This is a genomic window from Hymenobacter sp. B81 (genome assembly GCF_044628455.1).
Classification (GTDB): Bacteria; Bacteroidota; Bacteroidia; order Cytophagales; family Hymenobacteraceae; genus Solirubrum.
In genome coordinates this window covers 266,875-284,106 of the sequence record NZ_JBIYZW010000002.1, presented here as the reverse complement: position 1 = coordinate 284,106, position 17,232 = coordinate 266,875, and the positions used below count along the sequence as shown (strand labels likewise).

At 63.8% G+C, this 17,232-nt stretch carries 15 protein-coding genes; 9 read left to right on the top strand and 6 right to left on the bottom strand.

The genetic code is table 11. The features are described 5' to 3' along the window. Positions 1-62: 62 nt before the first annotated feature. Complete coding sequence (locus tag ACE191_RS12300) at positions 63-458, top strand: hypothetical protein (protein ID WP_400192525.1); 396 nt, start codon at positions 63-65, stop codon at positions 456-458. On the opposite strand, the gene ACE191_RS12295 is transcribed toward ACE191_RS12300, so the two are convergent. From ACE191_RS12295 to ACE191_RS12275, 5 genes are all read right to left on the bottom strand, one after another. Further along, positions 451-2,883: a TonB-dependent receptor gene (locus ACE191_RS12295; RefSeq protein ID WP_400192524.1), complete on the bottom strand. Its 2,433-nt coding sequence runs from the start codon at positions 2,881-2,883 to the stop codon at positions 451-453. The genes ACE191_RS12300 and ACE191_RS12295 overlap by 8 nt on opposite strands. A gap of 187 nt (positions 2,884-3,070) precedes the next feature. Beyond that, the gene (locus ACE191_RS12290; protein WP_400192523.1) at positions 3,071-4,276 is read right to left on the bottom strand and encodes a hypothetical protein; all 1,206 of its coding nucleotides are present in this window, start codon (positions 4,274-4,276) and stop codon (positions 3,071-3,073) included. Between the two features lie 121 nt (positions 4,277-4,397). After that, on the bottom strand, positions 4,398-4,955 hold the full coding sequence (locus ACE191_RS12285; RefSeq protein ID WP_400192522.1) for a hypothetical protein: 558 nt from the start codon (positions 4,953-4,955) through the stop codon (positions 4,398-4,400). Positions 4,956-5,076: 121 nt separating this feature from the next. Next, positions 5,077-7,473, bottom strand: a complete 2,397-nt coding sequence (locus ACE191_RS12280) for a TonB-dependent receptor (RefSeq protein WP_400192521.1) — start codon at positions 7,471-7,473, stop codon at positions 5,077-5,079. 118 nt (positions 7,474-7,591) lie between these two features. Then, positions 7,592-7,927 carry a hypothetical protein gene (locus ACE191_RS12275; RefSeq protein WP_400192520.1) on the bottom strand — a complete coding sequence of 112 codons (336 nt, stop codon included), beginning with the start codon at positions 7,925-7,927 and terminating at the stop codon, positions 7,592-7,594. A 375-nt stretch (positions 7,928-8,302) separates the two neighbouring features. Between ACE191_RS12275 and ACE191_RS12270 the strand changes: the two genes are divergently transcribed. The 3 genes from ACE191_RS12270 to ACE191_RS12260 all read left to right on the top strand — a co-directional run bounded on the left by ACE191_RS12270 (position 8,303) and on the right by ACE191_RS12260 (position 12,107). Continuing rightward, positions 8,303-8,740 carry a hypothetical protein gene (locus tag ACE191_RS12270; protein ID WP_400192519.1) on the top strand — a complete coding sequence of 146 codons (438 nt, stop codon included), beginning with the start codon at positions 8,303-8,305 and terminating at the stop codon, positions 8,738-8,740. Between the two features lie 335 nt (positions 8,741-9,075). After that, entirely contained in the window at positions 9,076-10,908 is a 1,833-nt protein-coding gene (gene htpG / locus ACE191_RS12265) for a molecular chaperone HtpG (protein WP_400192518.1), read from the top strand. 242 nt (positions 10,909-11,150) lie between these two features. Further along, complete coding sequence (locus ACE191_RS12260; protein WP_400192517.1) at positions 11,151-12,107, top strand: toxin-antitoxin system YwqK family antitoxin; 957 nt, start codon at positions 11,151-11,153, stop codon at positions 12,105-12,107. 123 nt (positions 12,108-12,230) lie between these two features. Here ACE191_RS12260 and ACE191_RS12255 read toward each other — a convergent pair whose 3' ends face one another. Then, positions 12,231-12,584, bottom strand: a complete 354-nt coding sequence (locus ACE191_RS12255; protein ID WP_400192516.1) for a YraN family protein — start codon at positions 12,582-12,584, stop codon at positions 12,231-12,233. 166 nt (positions 12,585-12,750) lie between these two features. Between ACE191_RS12255 and lipB the strand changes: the two genes are divergently transcribed. The 5 genes from lipB to ACE191_RS12230 all read left to right on the top strand — a co-directional run bounded on the left by lipB (position 12,751) and on the right by ACE191_RS12230 (position 17,220). Continuing rightward, positions 12,751-13,539, top strand: a complete 789-nt coding sequence (gene lipB / locus ACE191_RS12250; RefSeq protein WP_400192515.1) for a lipoyl(octanoyl) transferase LipB — start codon at positions 12,751-12,753, stop codon at positions 13,537-13,539. 60 nt (positions 13,540-13,599) lie between these two features. After that, entirely contained in the window at positions 13,600-14,016 is a 417-nt protein-coding gene (locus tag ACE191_RS12245; protein WP_400192514.1) for a hypothetical protein, read from the top strand. A 54-nt stretch (positions 14,017-14,070) separates the two neighbouring features. After that, positions 14,071-15,141, top strand: a complete 1,071-nt coding sequence (locus ACE191_RS12240; RefSeq protein WP_400192513.1) for an MraY family glycosyltransferase — start codon at positions 14,071-14,073, stop codon at positions 15,139-15,141. Continuing rightward, complete coding sequence (locus tag ACE191_RS12235; RefSeq protein ID WP_400192512.1) at positions 15,095-16,318, top strand: DUF4271 domain-containing protein; 1,224 nt, start codon at positions 15,095-15,097, stop codon at positions 16,316-16,318. Before ACE191_RS12240 ends, ACE191_RS12235 begins: the two co-directional genes overlap by 47 nt. A gap of 71 nt (positions 16,319-16,389) precedes the next feature. Next, complete coding sequence (locus ACE191_RS12230) at positions 16,390-17,220, top strand: uroporphyrinogen-III synthase (protein WP_400192511.1); 831 nt, start codon at positions 16,390-16,392, stop codon at positions 17,218-17,220. The last annotated feature ends 12 nt before the right edge of the window (positions 17,221-17,232 follow it).

Here is a 17,232-nt window from a genome sequence, read left to right as displayed (position 1 = left end):
AAGGGCTTCGCGCGGCCCCCAAAGTCCACCCCGGCGCAACGAAAACCCGCAACCTCGCGGCTTTGAACCGCGGCATCGCGGCAAAAAGCCGCGACCGACCGGTTCCGAGCCGCGAAGTCGCGGTTGGGAACCGCAACATTGCGGTAAAAAGCCGCGACTTCGCGGTTCAGAACCGCGACCGACCGGTTCCGAACCGCGACCTCGCGGTAAAAAGCCGCGACTTCGCGGTTCCGAACCGCAACCTCGCGGCTCAGAACCGCGAAGTCGCGGTTGGGAACCGCAACATTGCGGTAAAAAGCCGCGACTTCGCGGTTCAGAACCGCGACCGACCGGTTCCGAACCGCGACCTCGCGGTAAAAAGCCGCGACTTCGCGGTTCCGAACCGCAACCTCGCGGCTCAGAACCGCGAAGTCGCGGTTGAGCACCGCTCGCTGTCCGTAGCGGTCGGCGCTAGTTGAAGCGCACCGGCACCACCAGCTTCACGCTCAGGTTGCGGCCGGGGTTGAACACGCCCGGGCGGCCGGTGCGGTAGTTGTAGGCCGCGTACTTCAGCCGGCTCAAATGGTGTTGGTAGCCCACGTCGAACACGTTGTTGAGGGCCACGAACAGCGAGAACCGGGTGTGCCCTTTGCCGCTGCGCACGTCGCCGCCCGCGCCCAGGTTCACCAGGGTGTAGGCCGGCGTGGGCGTCTCGGTTTCGAAGGCCGAAAACACCCGCCGCTGCGCCAGGTTGTGCTCCACGGCCACGCGGGCGTAGAGGTGGGCCAGCCGCGCGCCAAATTTCTCCTTGGTCACGCGCAGCTCCGACTGCAGCCGGTCGGCCGGAATGAAGGGCAGCCACTGCTGGCCCGCGGGCGCCTGGGCACGGCGGGCGCGCACCATGGAAAACGAGTTTTCGAAGTGCAGCCAGTCAAGGGGGTGGGGGTGCAGGTCGAGGGAAATTTCGCCGCCGTAGAGGTGGGCGCGGCCCTGCCCATAGCGGAACACCGGGTCGCCCTCCGCCGAAACCGAGTCGGCCAGGCGCACCGGGAAAATGTAGTGCTGCAGGCGGTTGTCGAAGGCGTCGATGCTCAGGCCCACGTGGTCGGAGGTGTAGCTCAGGCCCGCGTCGAGCTGCCGGCTGGTTTCGGCCTTCAGCCCGGTTTCGCCGATTTCGTAGCGAATGGTGCCCTCGTGCTTGCCGTTGGAGGCCAGCTCGGCAATGTTGGGCGCCCGAAAGCCCCGGGCCAGGTTGGCCTTGAGCACCAGCTCCTCGGTGAACGAAAACGAGCCGCCCACGCTGCCCGACCAGTTATCGTAGGTATTGCCGAAGGCCAGAAACTTCGCCTCGCCCCCGGGGCTGCCCGCGGGCACCGGCTGCTCGTCGGCGTTCAGCCACAAGGCGTCGGCCTCGATGCGGCGGCGGTCGTAGCGCAGGCCGCCGCTGAGGTCGAGGCGGCCGAAGGTTTTCTTGCTGACGGCAAACAGGCCGCCGTCGAACAGGCGGTAGGCCGGAATCAGGAATTCCACGCCCCGGTTCTGGTTTTCCTGGCGCATGCCGCTCACCCCCACAGTGGTGTTCCAGCCCCGCATTTCGGGCAGGAAGTAGCGCAGGGCGTAGTCGATGGTGCGCAGCTGAAAGAACAGGGACTTCTCATCGGGGTCGAGCGGGTTGCCGAACTCGCGGCGCAGGTTCTGCTGCCAGCCCACGTTCAGGGTCAGCCGCGAGGCGCCCAGCACGAAGTTGTTGTCGGTGCCGAGGCGCAGGTGGTTGATTTGCTGCCGGGGCACATCGAGGCCGTAGCCGCGCAGCTCGTCGTCGGTTACGGGGCGCTCGGCTACTTGGCCGCCCGCGTCGTAGGCCCGCAGAAAGCGGCCGGTGAGCGAGTCCCGCTCGCCCTCCACCAGGCCCACCGCCTGGTTGAACGAGTTGACGGTGAGGTGGGCGTAGCCCCAGCTTTTATTCAGGCCCAGGTAGCCGCTGCCGTTCAGCTCCCGGAAGCCCGAGTTGTACACCCGTCCGTCGTAGCGGTTGCGGTAGTTGCCGGCCACCTTGCCCGAGCCCCGGGCCAGCCAGGTAAAGCCGCCCAGGTTGCCCGCGTTCAGCAGCGAGTAGCCCTGCTGCCGGTTCACGGTTTGGTAGTTGGCCGTGACCGAGCCCAGCACCTTGCCCTCTTCCACCGGGTCGGGTGCCACGAAGTTGACTACCCCGGCCAGGCCGTCGGAGCCGTACAGCAGGGAGCCGGGCCCCTTGATGACCTCGGCGCGGTCGATGCTGTACTCGTCCACCTCGATGCCGTGCTCGTCGCCCCACTGCTGGCCTTCTTGGCGGGCACCGTTATTGAGGGTGATGACGCGGTTGCTGCTCAGGCCCCGGATGACGGGCTTGCTGATGGCCGCGCCGGTGCTGATCTGGTTGAGGCCCGGCGTGTGGGCAATGGCGTCGACCACGTTGGTGGCGGCCGTCTGGTTGAGGCGCGCCTGGTCGATGATGGCCGTGGGCACCGGCGAGCGGCGCATCTCGGTGGAAGCCGACACCCCCGTGACGACGATCTGGCCGATTTCGGTGGGGGCGGGAATCAGCGCAAAGGCCAGCGGCTGGCCGCTGCCGGTGTCCACCGTGCGCACCACGTTGGCGTAGCCGATGGAGCGCACCTGCACCAGAAAACGTCCCCGGGGCAGGCGCGCAAAGCTGAAGCGCCCGTCGGCGTCGGTGGCGGTGCTCTGGCGCAGGTCGGGAAACAGCACCGTGGCGCCGGGAATGGGCTGCTGGCTTGCCTGGTCGACCACGCGGCCGGTAACCGGGGCCGTGGCCACTGCGGCGGGCCGGCGGGCGGGGGCGCTCTGGGCCGCCGCCGTTCCGGCAGCCAGTAGAAGTGCCGAAGCCAGCAATAAACGCAACATAGGGGAAGCTGAGGTAAGCAAGGGAAGGCAATGAACGAGCCGGGCGCAAGGAAGATGCACTACAAGCAGGAAAACACCGGCCACTGACCGGTGTTTTCCTGCGGTGTTCTCCATAAACCAAACCAAATGGAGGCTGATAAGCCCGCGGCGCACCGCCGGCTACTACTATGAGGAGCGAGGGGCGGTACTAGTGCCCGCTTTCTTCGTCCACATCGGCCCCGACGAGGGCCAGGCGGAACGGGGACCCGCTCACGGGGAAGGTGGCCTGATCGGCCAAGTTATCCTTGCGTAGCATGTGCACCTTGCCCTGCGGGGCATTGGTGAGGTACACGTAGTGGCGGCTGGCCACCAGGTAGGGCGTGGCGGCGGCTACGTCGAGCAGACCGCCGAGCGAGCGGCTGGCGCGGCGGGCGCCGGTGGCGGCGTCGTACACCGTCAGGGTGCCGTCTTCGCCCAGCACCAGCATGGTTTCGCCGGCATCGTCCAGCGCGGCCCGCACAAACCGCGTCGTCGAGCCCACCGACGTCATGGTGTTGCTGACTGGGTCGATGCGGAAGACGCCGTAGCCGTTGCGCGAACCCAGGAAGGTGCGGGCGGCCTTGGCGTAGTAAATAGTCGACAGCCAGTTGGCCCCCGCGCCGGCCGGGTACGGAATCAGGCGCTGCTCACCGGTTTGCTTTACCACCAGCACCCCGCTGCTGGAGCCGAATAGGGCCTGCTGCCCGTCGCCCGCGTCGCCGTGAATTCCCTGGGTGCTCACGCTGGGAAGGTGAACGACCGTGCCCTGCGCAGTCACGATTTTGACCTGTTCGGGCAGGCTGCCGGCCACCGTGTTGTTTTTGTGGGTGACGGCGTAGTTGCCGTTGTCGAAGCGAATCATGGCGCCGTGGTGGGCGGGGCCCGTCACGAAGTTGGTCGGGGCCGCGGCGGTGTGCAGCTGGTTTTCGGGTACGTAGCTGATGGAGGCGTCGCCGTCGTGGAAGATGCTCACTTGGTTGTGGGAGCTGTACACGTGCGAGGGCGTGGGGGCCGTGGCCTTGGTCAGGCCCCACTTGGACGTACCCACCACGTGCACGTGGTCGTCGTGCCGCTCGATGCCGGTGTCGAAAAACTCCACCAGGCTGTTGGTGGCGTTGGCCACCACGGCCCAGCGGCCGGTACCGGCGGTATATAACGAGCTGCCGCCGTGGGTAGCCTGGAAGGCAGTCTGCTCGTTTTTGGCCGGGTTCAGCAGCGTCAGGGCACGGCTGGTTTTGTCGGCAACGAGCAGGCGCACGTTGGTGCTTTCAGTTTCAGCCGGCGTCGGCGCGGGCTTGGTTTTTTCTTTGTCGCAGGAAGTGAGGCCGAGGGCAAACAGGCTGAGGGCCAGGGAAGCGAGAACAGTCTTTTTCATGGTCAAATGCGGAAGTCGCAGCAAAACGAAGGGAAAAGTAAGGGCAAGGGCTTCGCCTGGAGCAGCTTCCGCGCGGCGCGAAAACGGCTCCCAGGCAGGCCCGTGAAGTGAGAGAAAAGGCTTAGCGCACGGTTACCGGGAACGTGGCTTCGGCGTCAGACGAGCCCGGCTCGGCCTGGCCGTTTTTGCTGCCCGGCTGGTGGCGAAGCTTGACTTGCAGCGTGCCCGTGGCGGCGGTGGTCGTTACCAGGCGGGTGGTCAGGCCCACTTCCAGGCTTTTGGCGTCGCGGTCGGTGCGGGTGATGGTGAGCAGGTTGGCCGGCGCGGCCGTGTACACCACCAGGTGCTCGTCGCTTTCGGCGCTGACTTCGGTGGTAAGGTCCTGGGCCGGGTTCTTCGACTCGTCGAGGAAGCTGATGGCACCGGTGTAGGTGGTATTGGCCGCCAGCGTGAGGGTGCCGATGGTGGGCGCGTTGCCCCCGTCGCCGTCGAGGTCCTTGTACTCCACCGTTACGGGGGCGCCCCCGCTCACGGGCGTGAGGGTGTAGCGCACGGTGGTAATCAGCTCGTTCTCGTCGTCGGGTTGGGGGTTTTCCTTGTCGTCTTTGCAGGAAGTGGCCAACAGCGGTGCGGTCAGCAGCAGAGCGGCCAGAAACGGGCGGAAAAAGGGCTTTTTCATGAATTGCGGTGAAATGAGAAATGGCAGGGAAGATGCGCCACCGGTGGGGGCGCGATGGAAAAGCCTGCGGGCCAGGTAGCCGTTGGGCGTCAGGAAGCCCGCAGATTGGGGCAGTAGGCGCCTAGCGGGCGGCGCGGCGACCGAACTCCAGCGGGGCGCGCAGGCGCAGCGTGAGGTTGCGGCCCTGGTCGTGGGCGTAGTAGCGGAAGCGGTTCAGGTACTCGCGGTAGCGCGTGTTCAGCAGGTTGCTGCCGGCCAGACTCAGTTCCAGCGGCACCGGGCCCAAGCGTAGCGTCGTGCCCACTTCTGCCCCCAGCAGCTGGTAGCCGGTCGGGGCAGTCTGCAGGTCGTATTCCACGCCAGGCGTGCGGTCCTGGCGGCGCACGGCCGTCAGGCTGAGCTGAGCGAAGGGCCGTAGCACCCGGGCGGCGGGGGCCGTGGTCCACTCGCGGCGGGCGGTGGCCTCAAACCGGTCGGCGGGCACAAACACCAGGTACTCGTTCAGGCGACGGTTGCGGGCGCGCACTACGGCGGCCCGGCCGCTGAGCTGCCAGGGCGGGGACGGGGTGTACGTCAGCAGCAAATCGGCGCCGCGGAACACAGCGTCGGTCTGCTGGGTGCGCCAGAGCGGAAATACGCCCCGAATCGTCTGCACCGCGCCGGCCGCCACTTGGTAGATGTAGCCGTCGATGTAGTTCTGGTACACCGTCAGCTCCCCGTTCAGGCGCGGGTTGGCGTGCAGCGTGGCCGTCAGACCCAGGTTGTACGAGGTTTCGGGGGCCAGCGGAGCAGCCCCGGCGGGGCGGCTGACGTCGTAGCCTTCCTCGTAGATGGCGTTGTGCGCGCCCTGGGCCAGTCGCTCGTTGGCGGCCGGCGCACGGCGCACCAGCCCGGCGTCGGCCCGCAGCGTGAGGTGAGTGCCCGCGTCGTACACGGCCCCGAGCGAGGCGGCCGGCGTCCAGTACTGGAAACGCTGTTGATCTACCACGTAGCGGAGCGTGTCGGCGGTTACCGTGCGGGCCAGGCGCCGGGTTTGCAGGTCGCGCCGGTCGAAGCGCAGGCCGGCTTCCAGCAGCAGCCGCTCCCGCTGCCACCGCTCGATGAGGAAAGCCCCGCCCACGCGGTTGGTGTAGAACGGAATGAACTGCCGGCTGCCCGGGGTGTAGCGGTTGTGCTGGTAGGTGCCGCTCAGCCCCACCGAGCCGCTGAAGCTGCCCCGGCGCGGGTGTTCCCAGGCCACGTCGGCGGTAGTGGTGTAGTTCTGGTAGCTGAGCTGGGGCAGGCCCCGGCTGCCGGCCGTGCTGCTGGTCCGCACCACGTCAAATTCGTCGCGGTAGTCCTGCTGATTGGCTACGGTTGCCGTCAGCCGCCCGCCGTTGCCGGTTTTCCAGAAGCCCGTCAGCTTGGCCAGGTCGTGGCGCAGCTGCTGGTAGGGCCGGTCGATTTCGTAGCTGAAAGCGCCTTCACCCGCCGGTCGGCCCCGGTCGATGGCGGCCTGCAGGTCGGCCTGATTGCCTACCACGGCCGCGCTCAGGATGCCCAGGCGGGAGTTGAACTGGCTGTAGAAGACTTCCACGCCGTAGCGGTCCTTGCGCCAGCCCACGGCCGCCGAGAAGTTACGCTCCCGGAAGCCGGTGTTGTCGAGCCAGTAGTCGGGCGTGCGGGTGTTGCCGGCCTGCTTGAGGCTGCCCTGCACCCGCCAGCTCAGGGCCGGCAGGCCGCGCAGGTTGCCGTCGAGGGTAGCCGAAGCCGCACCCAGGCCGTTGTTCGACATGCCCACCAGGTTCAGCTCGGCGCCCACTCCGGCCGAGTCGCGCAACGGGCGAGGCTGCACCAGCACCACGCCGCCCACCGCATCGGAGCCGTAGCGCACGCCGGCGGCGCCTTTCACCACCGTCAGCTCCGAGGCCACGAACGGGTCAATTTCCGGTCCGTGCTCCTGGCCCCACTGCTGGCCTTCCTGGCGCACGCCGTTGTTCATGATGGCCACGCGGTTGGAGTGCAGCCCGTGAATCATCGGCTTGAACACGCTCGGGCCGGTTTGGATGGCCGTTACGCCCGCCACGCGCTGCAGGGCCTCGCCCAGGGCCTGGCCCCGGGTGGCCTGCAAGGCCTGACCCGCCAGTGAGCTGCTGGCCTGTGGGGTAGGGGCCGCCACCCGCTCGCCGCGCACCACCGTGCCCTGCAGCCGAATGGTCTCGGGGTGTAGCGCGAAGTTGCGCACGGCGGCGGCGGCTACGCGTAGCTCGGCTTCCTCGGGCTGGTAGCCGATGAAGCGCACCTGCACCCGATAGGTGCCGGCGCACACGTGAAAGTGAAAGTGACCCTCGGGGTCGGTCTGGGCGGCTTCCTGGCCCGGTAGCAAGATTACCGTAGCCCCCGCCAGCCCTTCGCCCGATTCATGGTCCGTAACGCGGCCCGCCAGCGGCAGGGTGCAGGTGCGCTGAGCCATAGCCGTATGGGCTACGCCCAGGCCCAGCCCTGCCCAGAGCAGAGCCGCCGTGAGGCGGAAAAACATGAAAATGAAGGAAATCAGCCTGAGGAAAACCGGCGACCCGCGCTACTGCCCGGCTCTGGGAGCCAGGCGCAACGACGCGCCGGACCCGGACTGGGGCACAGCCGGGCATACACTCACTCTAGGCTTGGGCGGGCGGTCCGCGCAGCCACGCCGCGGCGGGCGTGGTATTGTCCCAGACCGATTCCTGCGGCGTGGCCTCGGGCCGGGCGTAGGAATAGAATGGGTGAGGTACCGTCAGCTCCGCCGTGGGCTGGAACGGCACGTCGAACAGGTGGTCGACGGGGCAGTGCTGGTGCTTCTCGCTGAGCTGGGCCTTGGCGTCGGGCTGCTCGCGGGCTACCTCGTGCTCGGTGTGCTGGTGGCTGTGCAGCGCCAGAATCCACGCCTCCGGCACCAGCACCCGCATAAAGCAGGTGAGTAGCAGCAGGGCAATATGGGACCGGAGCTTGGACATCGGGGCAGCAAACCGCACCAAAGATAGCGTTTGGCAAGTAGCGGGCGGACTCAGAGACGGATTTAGTCGGGGGAAGTTGCCGCGGGCCGCAAAGTAAGAGCAACACTGGCGCGGCAACGCCGTTTGAAGGCCTTTTCACCCCAATCGATTCCGATGATGAAAAAGCTACCCGCCTGGCTGCTGCGCTCCGTTGCCCGAATCCTGCACCCCACCCGCAAACGCCGCGAAGCCGACGAAAGCCTCTTCGTGTAAAACCTACTTTATCAGCGCCTTTGCGAGTTTAACCGGGAGCTAGCACCCGTTCAGCGAAATTCTGAGCATGGGTTGATTGCAGCGTTTTCCTTTACCGGAGTAATGCTGTAATCATCTATTCATATGTTAGCTTCTTCGTTTGTTCCCTGGCAATTATCCTTCGACCCCCAGCACCAGCTGCTGCGGCAGCGCTGGAGCGGTCAATATTCCATGCAGGTGTTTCGCCAGGCCATGCAGCAGGCCCTGCAGGTAGTGCACGAGCTCCGGGTGCGCCGGTGGCTGTTTGAACTCGAAGGGCTGCCTCACCTGCGGCTGGAAGATCAAGCCTGGCTGAGCGCGGCGCTCCGGCCCGGCTTGCCGCTGCTGCCCGTGCAGCAACTGGCCATTGTATTCAGCTCCAACCTGTACAACCAGCTGGTAGCGGAAAGCATTATGGCTACCGATGCCCGGTTGAACCGGTGCGACATGCAGTTTTTTGCCGATGCCGCGGCCGCCGGAGAGTGGCTAACCGACCCGGCCACCGCAACCCTCGGGGCGGCCCAGTGGCGGCTGTCGGCGTAATCCGGTCGGGTATTTCGGGGTGCCAACGGCCCGCTGGCCGACTCCGGACGGCCAACCGCAAACTTGCTCAATGTTCCGGCTGGCCGCCCGCGCCCCTGGATCGGCCAATTCGCCAGCAGGGAAGGAGTAGGCCACGTACCGGCAGCCCGTTACGGCCACGCAACTCCCTTAGGCTAACTGTGGCGTTGTGGCAGGTGGCGACGGCAATAGCTGCCAAAATGGCCAGCGCAGGCTGCCGGCGGAGGGGTGGAACAGGGTTTGAAGGACGGCCCGCGGCTCCCCGGGTGGGTGCCCCAACCTTTTTCTGACCTTCAACCTGCTCACGCTAAACCGCTATGCAAGAAACCGGTAGCATCTCGATTCACACCGAGAATATCTTCCCCATCATCAAGAAGTTCCTGTACTCCGACCACGAGATTTTTCTCCGGGAGTTGGTGTCGAACGCCGTGGATGCCACGCAGAAGCTGAAAAGCCTCGCGCAGCTGGGCGAATACCAGGGGGAAGCCGGCGAACTGAAAGTGACGGTGAGCGTCGACAAGGAAGCGCGCACCATCACCGTGTCGGACCGCGGCATCGGCATGACGGCCGAGGAAATCAAGAAATACATCAACCAGATTGCCTTCTCCGGGGCCACCGAGTTCGTGGAGAAGTACAAGGACAAGGACGCCGCCGCCAAGGACCAGATCATCGGGCAGTTCGGCCTGGGCTTCTACTCGGCCTTCATGGTGGCCCGGGAGGTGGAAATCTTCTCCAAGAGCTACAAGGATGAAACCGATGCTGCCCGCTGGGTGTGCGACGGCAGCACCGAGTTTACCCTCGAAACCACCGACAAGGCCGAGCGCGGTACCGACGTGGTGCTGCACGTGGCCGAGGACAGCGACGAATTCCTGGAGCCCCAGCGCCTGCGCGGCATCCTGACCAAGTACTGCAAGTTCCTGCCCATTCCCATCGAGTTCGAGGGCGAGGTCATCAATCAGACCCAGCCGCTGTGGACCAAGCAGCCCGCCGACCTCACCGACGAGGACTACCAGAAGTTCTACCAGGAGCTGTACCCGTTCTCGGAGGCGCCGCTGTTCTGGATTCACCTGAACGTGGACTATCCCTTCAACCTGACAGGGATTCTGTACTTCCCCAAGGTGAAGGACGAGCTGCAGCTGCAGCGCAACAAGATTCAGCTCTACTCGCGGCAGGTGTTCATCACCGACGAGGTGAAGGACGTGGTGCCCGAGTTCCTGATGCTGCTCCACGGCGTGCTCGACTCGCCCGATATTCCGCTGAACGTGTCGCGCAGCTTTCTGCAGGCCGACGCCAACGTGCGGAAAATCAACCAGTACATCACCAAGAAGGTAGCCGACAAGCTGGGCGAAATCTTCCGCAAAGACCGCGAAGCCTTCGAGCAGAAGTGGGGCGACATTGGCCTGTTTGTGAAGTACGGCATGCTCTCCGACGATAAGTTCTACGACCGCGCCAAGGACCTGGCGCTGGTGCAGAACGTGGACGGCAAGTTCTTCACCCTGAACGAGTACAAGGAAAACGTACAGGCCAACCAGCAGGACAAGAACGAGCAGACTGTGCTGCTGTACACCACCGACCCGGAAGCCCAGCACGCCTACGTGGTAGCGGCCCAGGACCGCGGCTACGACGTGCTCAAGCTCGACGGCGTACTCGACTCGCACTTCATCGGCTTGCTGGAGCAGAAGCTGGAGAAAACCAGCTTCAAGCGCGTGGACGCCGACACGGTGAGCAAGCTCATCGAGAAGGACGAAACCACCGAGAGCGTGCTCACCGACGAGGAAAAGACCAAGCTGCAGGAGCTGTTCGCCAAGGCCATCAGCAACCCCGCTATGCACGTGCAGGTAGAGGCGCTGGCCCCGCAGGATGCCCCGGTTATTATTACCCTGCCCGAGTTTATGCGCCGCATGAAGGATATGCAGCGCACCGGCGGTGGGGGCGGCATGGCCATGTTCGGCTCGCTGCCCGACAGCTACACTGTGAGCGTGAATGCCAACAACCCCGTAGCCCAGCGCGTGCTGAAGGCCGACGACGAAGCCGCTGCCAAACTGGCCAAGCAGGCCTTCGACCTGGCCTTGCTGGCCCAGGGCATGCTGAAAGGCGAGGCCCTGACCGCCTTCGTGAAGCGCAGCGCCGACCTGCTGGCCGCGGAGTAATCAGCGAATCTGGCGAAGGTGGGATGATGAATGCGTCGATTAGATGACACTTATCACTTCCGCTAACCATCGGACGGCCCCGGCAACTGCAGTTGCCGGGGCCGTTTGGCTTGCGTGCCGGGCCCGGAAGGCCGCCCGGCTAGTTTCACCACTTCCCCTTTCCCAACATTACCACTTAAAAGCCGGGCACTATCAACCCCTATCTTTACGTTTCGCACCTCGACACCCCGCCTGCTTACCCGATGCGCTTGACTCGCTTGTGGCCCACGTTCCTGGCCTTGCTGCTTTTGCTGGGCGCCTGCGCCAAAAAAACGGTTTCGTTTAACAGCCGGCCCGAAGCGCCGGCCACCGCCGTGCTGGCCCGCGCCGACTCGCTCACGGCTACGCGCGACACGGTAAACGCCCCGTCGCTGAGCACGGCCAAGAAGCTCAGCAAGGAAGAGGAGCGCAAGCTGCTCGACAAGCAGAAAGACGCCCAGCGCAAGTCGGCCAAGAAAAAGAAGAACATTTTCCTGGGCGACCGGATCAAGAAGGGCTTCGTGAAGTCGGGGCGCAAGGGGCGCAACCAGGTGATAGAAGTCTTCTACTACCTGAAGGTGCCTAAGCAGCCGAACACCTACGCGCCGGCCAAATGGTACTTCAACCCGGCCAAAAAACGCCTTTATAAAGACGCCACCGAGCAGGACCTGACCAAGGTGAAGGTGTTGCACGGCCCCTACAAGAAGATGCAGGGCGGCAAGGTTGTCGAAACCGGCTTCTACAACGTGGGCACCCGCCACCTGCGCTGGGAGCGGTTCAACCGCGACAACATCCTGCTCAGCAAAACTCACTACGAACAGGGCTACCCCCGCGACGCGCACATCAGCTACTACGACGGGGCGCAGACCATGATTAAGGAGGTGCTGCCCTACGTGAACGGCAAGCTAGAGGGCGACTACGTGAGCTTCAAGCCCGACGGGCAGCTCGACTGGACCGGGCAGTTCGAGAACGGCCGCAAGGTGGGGTCCTGGACCAAGTACTGGGGCTTCCGCAACCGCCGGCATTACGAATACGAGTACGGCGAGTCGGGCTACGAGCCCGAAGCCGAGCCGGTGCTGTTCAAGGAATATAACCGCAACGGCGTGCTCATCTACGAGAAGGACAAGCTCGACAAGCGCGAAGCCGACGCCCGCAACCCCGCCCAGCCCCGCCGCAACTGATGCGGGGGTGCTGGGATAATGTGGAAAATGAGGTGCGCTGCGCGCTAATGTGGAGTTAATGGGCTGATGTGCCAATGAGCTGTTCTCATTGCTGTATCAGCTCATTTTTCACATCCCCCAAACTCAAAACGCGTCCTCGAAGTGGTCGATGCGAAAGCCGGCGGTGGTGGGAGTGAGGGCCACGATGTCGAAGCGCACGAGGCCGGGCCAGTTGGTGCTGAGCAGGTAGTGCTCGGCGGCGCGGCGTACGCGCTGCTGCTGGGCCGGCGTGACGCTTTGCTCGGGGTAGCCGTAGCGCAGGTCGCTGCGCACCTTCACCTCCACGAACACCAGGCAGCGGCTGTCTTGGCGCACGATCAGGTCAATTTCGGCGCGGCCGTGGCGGTAGTGGCGGGCCAGCAGCTCGTAGCCGCGGGCCGCGAGGTAGTCGGCGGCGGCCTGCTCGCCCGCGGCGCCCAGCAAAGCGGTAGTAGACATAGCAGTATATAAGTCGGGCCGGAAGCTACTACTTGCTGCCTGGGTTTGAGCGGCCGGGCTGGTCCCGGGAGAGTGGTTAGAGCCGAAGACGGTATCTTTACGGCCCCACAATTCCTTAGACGGAGCCGGGCAGCTGAGCGCATTGGTTGGCCGCCCGCTAAATGGCATGACGCACTTTATTCCCTCTGCTTTCCCCGCCGCCCTGGTGGCCGAGCCGCTGGCGACACCTGCGCAGCGCGTAGAGCTGCGCCGCCTGGGCCGCGTTGACTACGCCCCGGCCTGGGACCTGCAGGAACAGCTGCTGGCGGCCACCGTGGCCATTAAAACCCGCAACCGCCAGCGCGAAGGCAGCGGCGAAGCGCCCGAGGCCACGCCCAACTACCTGCTGCTGTGCGAGCATCCGCCGGTGTATACTTTGGGCAAAAGTGGTAAGCCCGAGCACCTGCTGCTCGACGAGGCCGGGCTGGCTGCCCACGGGGCCACGTTTCACCGCATCAACCGGGGCGGCGACATCACCTTTCACGGCCCCGGCCAGCTGGTGGGCTACCCCATTCTCGACCTGGAAAACTTCCGCGCCGATATTCACTGGTACCTGCGCACGCTCGAAGAAGCCATCATTCAGACCCTGGCGGGCTACGGCCTGAACGCCGGGCGCATTGCGGGCCTCACCGGCGTGTGGCTGGACTACGAGGAAGGCGCAGCCAACCCGCGGAAAATCTGCGCCATGGGCGTGAAGTGCAGCCGCTGGGTAACCATGCACGGCTTTGCGCTGAACGTGAACACCGACCTGGGCTACTTCGGCCACATCGTGCCCTGCGGCATCAGCGACAAAGCTGTGACCTCGCTGGAGCAGGAGCTGGGCCGTGCGGTACCGCTGCGCGAGGTGGAAGACCGGTTTCTGCCCCAACTGGCCGCCCTGCTGCCGGCTACTATTGAAGAAGGCCACTCCTTATAATACTATCAACAGCCGAAAGCGGATTCGCCAGCGCACCGCTTCTGCCCCAACTCCCGACCGATGAAACAGGATATTTCGTTCGAGCCCGTCGAAGGCGTTTCCATTGCCGTGGTACCCGACGAGGCGGCGGCCGTAGAAATAGGCAAGCCCGGTTGGCTGGTGTACCTGATCAACTACAACGACTTCGCCCTGACCAACGTCATCATCAGCTCCAATGGCTACGGACAGGATGCCGAGGGCCACGTGGTGCGCACCTCCACGCTGCGGCACCATTTCGAGGAAGTCGAAGCCCAGTCGGCGGTGCCCATCGAGCCCATCGACCCGGCTTTGTTTCACCTCAACAACCAGTACTGGGTGAGCTACTACCGCGGCGCGCAGATCTTCGACAAGAAGTTCGTGTTCGTGCCCGATTCCATTGTAGTGGAAAACCTGATTCCCCTGGCGCTGCTCGGCCGTGAAGGCGTGCTGCACAGCTAGCCGCGTCGGCCTTACGCCCCGGTTCCGTAACTTTGCCCTCCTCAGCACGGACTTATGAATGCAAACGACGCAGTGACGTTGGGACTGGCTTTTCTCTGGGCATTTCTGGTGGCCCTGTTTGCGGTGCCGTCGGTTATCTACATTGCCCACCTGAAAAACATGCTCGACCAGCCCAACAAGCGGACGGTGCATGCGCTGCTGACGCCGCGACTGGGGGGCGTAGCCATCTTCGCGGGCTTCATGTCGGCCCTCACCATCTTCGCCGACCTCAACAACGGGGTGCAGCACCTGCTGGCAGGCTGCATCGTGCTGTTTTTCGTGGGCATGAAAGACGACCTGGTGTCGATTTCGCCGGCCAAGAAGCTTATCGGGCAGCTACTGGCCACCGGCATCGTCATGTTCATGGCCGATGTGCGGGTAACCAGCTTTCAGGGCATTTTCGGCATCCATGAGCTGCCCATGGGCGTCAGCTACGCCTTCACTTTTTTGGCTATTACCGGCATTACCAACGCCGTCAACCTGATTGACGGCCTCGACGGGCTGGCCGGCACGGTGGTTATCATCATTGTGGGCACCTTCGGCTACTACTTCTACCGCTACGGCGGCGAGACGTTCAGCAACTACGTGTTCGTGGCCGTGTGCGTCATCGGCGGTATTCTGGGCTTTCTGCGCTACAACTTCCACAAGGCCACCATCTTCATGGGCGACACGGGCTCGTTGGTGTGCGGCTTTATCGTGTCGGTGCTCACCATTCAGTTTCTGGAAATGGGCGTACGCACCGGTCAGCCCTTCGGCTCGGCCAATCCGGCCGTGGCCGTAGGCATCTTGTTCGTGCCCCTGTTCGATACCCTGCGCGTGTTCACGGTGCGGGTGCTGAACGGCACTTCGCCCTTCACGCCCGACAAAAACCACATTCACCACCGGATTCTGGCCATGGGCTTTCAGCAGATCAGCACCGTGCTGCTGCTGGGCCTGCTCAACCTGGTGGTTATTCTGTTCGTCATCAACTTTGCGGTGCACGGCAACACGGTGCTTATTGCTGCCCTGCTCGCCTTTTCACTGGCCCTGAGTGTGTTTCTTGGCACCTATCGCAGCCGCAGTGCGCAGCAGCGCGTGGCGTCCTGAGGCCCTCCGCCGCTGGTTAGGCCCCTGGCTAATCCTGAGTCTGGGGCTGGGCCTGGGCCTGGTTCGCCCGGCCGCCGCCGTCGAGTATAAGCCGCTGCCGCCCCCGGCGCCCAGCGGGCTGAGCGACGACTGGCTGATTTTCGACGAAGACCGTAACGTGCTCGTGCTGTATCTGCCGGGCTACCACAAGCCCGCGCAGGCCTACTACCAATGGGTGTATCTCACGCCGGGGCAGTCTTTGCGGGTTTCGTTTGCAGCCCGCGAAAACCAGTGCTTGTTTCTCGATAACCGCCTGCTGTTTACGGCCGCGCGGGCCGGCACCTACACCATTGACCTGGCCCGCAACCTGCCGGGGCCGCGTACCGCGGGCAAGCACTTGCTCTGCGCCTGGCACCCACAGGTGTCGCCTAACTACGCCTCGTTTACCAACGAGCGGGCCGTGCCTTCCGACAAGGTTAAATCGACGGGGGAAGCGCCGCGCTGGCAGCCGCAGGCGCGCCTGGCAGTGCATCGGGGGCAAAACGTGTTTCTGTGCTTTCTGCTGCTGATCGGGCTGCTGTACGGGGCTATTCGCACAGCCTATCAGCCCGGTTTTGCCCGCATCTACGAGCTGTGGAGCAACACCCCCGGGGAACCGAATTTTCTGACCCGGCCTACGGTTACCTGGCTGAACCTGGTGCTGGTGCTGGTATTTGCCCTGTCGTTTGCCCTGCTGCTGGTAGCCATTCACACCAACGTGCAGAACGTGCTGATTCTGCGCCGGCTGTTCGACGTGAGCGAATCGGATCTGGTGGTAAAAGTGCTCTGGTACACCGTGCTGGTGAGCGGCTTCGTATTTCTGCGCCTGGTTTTCCTGGCCCTGATGGGCTACATCTTCGATTTGTCACCGCTGGTGCTGCCGCAGTACCGCGAGTTTGTGCGCAGCATTCTGTTTATGGGCCTGTTTCTGCCCGTGGTTATGCTGCTGTACCTCGTACTGAACCGCTCGTGGCCCGAAGGTGTGCTGTGGGTTTCCAATGGAGTGGTAACCATCATGTTGGTCGCTACGGTGCTGCGCGTGGCCCAAACCCTGCACCGTCGGTCTTCCCTACTGAATCTACATTTGTTTTCGTACTTTTGCGCCACGGAAATCATCCCCTTGACCGTTTTGCTCAAGGTGCTGGTCTTCACCTACTGAGTTTTCCGGGCGGAGCTGCCCGCTACGGACGGTTCTGAGTATTGCTCAAAAGATTACTTTTTTCTTCTGATATGGCCGAGAGCACAGATAAGCCGGGAACGGGTCGGCATGCCACGCGTATTCGTAGCATCCTGGTTACCCAGCCAAAGCCGGCTAACGATGTGTCGCCTTACTTCTCTATCGCCGAGAAATACGGCATCAAGGTAGACTTTCGGGAATTCATTCAGGTTGACCCCGTTCCTTACAAGGATTTCCGCAAGGAGAAGGTGAACATCCTCGAGCACACGGCGGTGATTTTCACCAGCCGCAACGCCGTCGACCACTTCTTCCGCATCTGCCAGGAAGCCAAGATCGAAATGCCGGCCGAAATGAAGTACTTCTGCATTTCGGAGCAGACGGCCAACTACCTGCAGAAATACATTGTGCTGCGCAAGCGCAAGCTCTTCGTGGGCCAGCGCACGGCGGCCGATCTGTTCGACGTCATCAAGAAGCACAAGAGCGAGAAATTCCTCTACCCGTGCTCCGACATCCGCAAGGATGACATCCCCGAGTTCATGCGGGCCAACGGCTTCAAGTTTACCGAGGCCGTTATCTACCGCACCGTGGCCAGCGACTTGTCGGATTTGTCGGATGTGAAATACGACTGCATTGCGTTCTTCAGCCCCTCGGGCATTAGCTCGCTGTTCATCAACTTCCCCGATTTCGTGCAAAACAATACCCGCATTGCGGCTTTCGGCCCCACCACGGCCAAGGCCGTGCTCGACGCGGGCCTGGAGTTGGATATTGAGGCCCCCCACCCCAATGCCCCTTCCATGACGGGTGCCATTGAAGCCTACATCCGCCACCACCACGGCGCGGAAATCGCGAAAGAGCAGGCCCGAAATAATAAACAGAAAGCTTAGCAGGGTTCTAAT